General features: G+C 72.2%; 3 protein-coding genes. All 3 read right to left on the bottom strand.

What is annotated here, in order from left to right:
* Positions 1 to 22: 22 nt before the first annotated feature.
* Positions 23 to 1,150, bottom strand: a complete 1,128-nt coding sequence (locus ACWGH4_RS33290; RefSeq protein WP_453467419.1) for a pectinesterase family protein — start codon at positions 1,148 to 1,150, stop codon at positions 23 to 25.
* A 19-nt stretch (positions 1,151 to 1,169) separates the two neighbouring features.
* Complete coding sequence (locus ACWGH4_RS33285; RefSeq protein WP_453467417.1) at positions 1,170 to 2,477, bottom strand: pectate lyase family protein; 1,308 nt, start codon at positions 2,475 to 2,477, stop codon at positions 1,170 to 1,172.
* Between the two features lie 19 nt (positions 2,478 to 2,496).
* Positions 2,497 to 3,261, bottom strand: a 765-nt coding sequence (locus tag ACWGH4_RS33280; RefSeq protein WP_453467415.1) for a rhamnogalacturonan acetylesterase, incomplete at its 5' end; no start/stop codon positions are given.

Genomic DNA, 3,261 nt, shown 5'->3' with positions numbered 1-3,261 from the left:
CGTCGTACCGGTACCGGCGGTGTCAGCCGGTGCTCCGCCACGGCGCCCAGTCGCCGAGATACACCTCGCGCGTCGCCGACCTCGCCTGGACGAGGCTCAGTTGGGGACGGTTCTCCGGCACGGTGATCCGGGCTCCGGGACCGGTGTTGCGGTACTCGGCGTACCGCTGCGCCTGCCACGGGTAGGTGTCCCGCATGTTCGTGTACGGCTCCACCGCGTCGATCCCCGGACCGATCACGCTGTCGCGGACCACCAGCGACGGCCACGCGCCCGGGTCCGAACTCGGCACCCACGGCCGGGAGAGCTTGTACGCGCCGTCCTCCGCGCCGCTGCTGATCCGGCACCGCACGGCGAGGTAGCCGTACGGGTTGTCCCGCGCGGTGGACGGGGCGAACACCATGCCCTTGGGTGTGAAGTCCACGTCCCTGGCGAGGGTGTGGAAACGGCAGTGCTCGAACACGGCTCGCCCGCGTCCGAAGACGAAGTCGACGTCCCCCTCCGCGTAGCAGTGCGAGAAGAACTGCCGGGCGACGGCGGACACGGAGGGCGAGTCGGCGTACAGGGTGTCCTGGTGGCCCAGGAAACGGCAGTGGTGGAACGCGGAACGGTCGCCGCTCACCTTGATCGCCACGGCCTGGGTGGCGCTGATCTCCGGATGGTCCGCCCGCAGCCAGTCGTTGGCGAAGGTGATCCGGCGGGCGGTGAACCCGGCGGCGCGGACCGTGGTGGTGGCGGAGCCGCTGGTGCCGTACGTACCCGAGCCGTCCGGCTTCGCGGTTCCGGCGGCGTTGTCGTACACGACGACGGTGTCACGGGGGTCCGGGCCCGCGCCGATCAGCGTGAGACCCGCGAGGGCCTCGCCGATCGTCACCACCTCGCGGTAGACCCCCGGGGCGACGACGATCGTGAAGCCCGGGCAGCCCGCCGCGGCCACCGCGCCCTGGACGGTGGTGTGGTCGCCGAGCCCGCCCGGGTGGACGTACAGTGTCCGGCTGCCGCGCCGGGCCGCCGGCGAACCGAACGGCCCGAAGGGGGAGCGGTCCGTGACGGCCCGGGCGGGACTGTGCACCGCCGCCGCGAGTGCCGCTCCGGCCCCGGCGGCGAGCAGGGCGCGGCGGCCGACCGCCGCGCCCTGGGAGTGCGTGGCCATGATGAGGCTCCTTCCCGTCTCAGCGCAGCCGGCCCGCGCCCGCCCGGTGGACGACCAGCGCGGGCACCGCCCGCGGGTGGTCGAGGCGGGTGCGCAGCGTCGGCGTCCAGCCGGCGCCCGACCGCAGCGTCTCCTCCGGCAGTTCCGCGTTGTGGACGGCCACCAGGTCGACCGGCCGGCCGTTGACGTGGTTGCGCTCGGCGGTGACGGGGGAGTCCTTCCATTTCTTGAGGATCCGGCCCGCGCCCACACCGGCCGGGAGCGTGAACGAGTTCGCCTCCGCGACGAGCTGGGACTCCGCGCCGATGCCGAAGCTGTAGGCGTAGGCGTCCTTGTCGACGATGTAGTGGTTGTTGTACGTGTCGACCTTGCCGAAGCGGACGCGCGGCGCGCGCTCGACGATGTCCCGGAACAGGTTGTGGTGCAGCGTGACCCGCAGTTTGCCGCGGTCCGTGTCGCCGGCGCTGTCGCTGTTGCCGATCATCAGGGTCTTGTCGTGGTCGGCGAAGACGTTCCAGGAGGCCGTCACCAGGTCGGCGCCCCTGACGATGTCGAGCTCGCCGTCGTGCTGCTGGTACACCTCGCCGTAGTAGGACGGCAGCGAACTGTCGGGGTGACGCCCGTCGGTGAACGTGTTGTGGTCGATCCACACGTGGGTGGACCCGTGCACCACGAGGCTGTCGTACTCGGAGTTCCACGCGCCCGTCGCGCCGTCCGTCGGGTCCCACTGCGGGAAGCAGTCCAGCGGGCTCTCGAGGGTGAGGTTGCGGACGATGACGTTGTCGACGTCCTTGACCTGGAGACTGGCGCCGACGATGGCCGCGTCCCGGCCGACGCCGACGATGGTGGTGTTCGCCGGTACGTACGCCTTGATCGCCTGCGCCTGGTTGTCCGCCGACGCGGCGCGCAGGTCTTCCTGGGGGCCGCTGACGGGGGTGTCGTAGCCCCATACCGCGGGGTCGTAGTCGGCGAGGTAGGTGTCGAAGTCGTAGCCCTCCTCCTCGAACGCGGCGCAGCCGGACGCGGTGGCGTCGAGGGTGCCCTTGACCTTGATGATCCGGGGTGCGTCGCCGTCGCCGGCGAGCGCGGTCCGGAACTCCTCCCAGGTGGTGACGGTGTGCACCTGTGCGGGGCGGGCCGCGGCGCCGCCGGTGGTGCCGGTGCCGAGCGAGGCCCAGCCGTCCCGGTCGGGCAGGGTCTGGCGGGCGGGGTCCCGGTGGGGAGTGGCGTTCGCCGCCGCGGTGGCGGTCAGGACCAGTGCGGTGCATCCCAGGGCCGTTGCGATGATGCGTCTCTGACATCTCAGCGTGTGCGTGGTGCGGTGCATGATGCGGCTCTCTTCCCGTTCAGTCGGCGGCGGGCCAGGTGATCCACGACTCGGGGACCTCGTCCTCGAGCCGGCGGACGTCGCGCGGCGCGATCACGCCGGCGCTCAGCAGTGCTTCGGCGACCATCCGTGCCACGGCGATCGCGCCCGGCGGATTGAAGTGCGTGTTGTCCTGCTCTTCCGGCGTCCAGTTGAAGTACGCCTTGGTGCCCTCCGGACCCAGCTCCTGCCAACGGGCGATCGACAGGGTCTGCACGTCCAGCAGCGCCGTCCCCTCCTCTGCGGCCAGCGCCCGCATCGCGGCCGGGTAGTCGCCGTGCGTCGGGACCGCGGTCCCCCGCGCGTCGAACCGCCGCCGCTCCACGGACGTCGCGAACACCGGCCGGGCGCCACGTTCGCGGGCCCCTTCGACGTAACGGCGCAGATGTGCCTGGTACGTCGACCAGGGCTCGGTGTACCGGGCGGGGTCGGCGCTCTTCGCGTCGTTGTGGCCGAACTGGACCAGCAGCAGGTCACCGGGCCTGATCCGGTCCAGCAGGGCGTCCAGCCGGCCCTCGTCGACGAAACTCTTGGAACTCCGTCCGTTCACCGCGTGGTTGGCGACGCGCAGCCGCTTGTCCAGGAAGAAGGGGAGGGCCATGCCCCACCCGGTCTCCGGCGCGGCGTCCGCGTACTTCTGCGCGGCCGTGGAGTCTCCGGCGATGAAGAGAGTGCGGCTCCGGCCGCCGGCGGACTTCCCGGCCGCGGCGGCGGGGGCCGCCGCGGCGGCGAGCGGAAGGCTCGC

The sequence above is a fragment of the Streptomyces sp. NPDC054847 genome, assembly GCF_053610925.1.
This window is presented reverse-complemented; position numbering and strand designations above follow the sequence as displayed.

Bases quoted from the DNA above. Each gene is read 5' to 3' on its own strand.
- ACWGH4_RS33285 (WP_453467417.1), bottom strand. From the start codon at position 2,477: ATGCACCGCACCACGCACACGCTGAGATGTCAGAGACGCATCATCGCA.
- ACWGH4_RS33290 (WP_453467419.1), bottom strand. From the start codon at position 1,150: ATGGCCACGCACTCCCAGGGCGCGGCGGTCGGCCGCCGCGCCCTGCTC.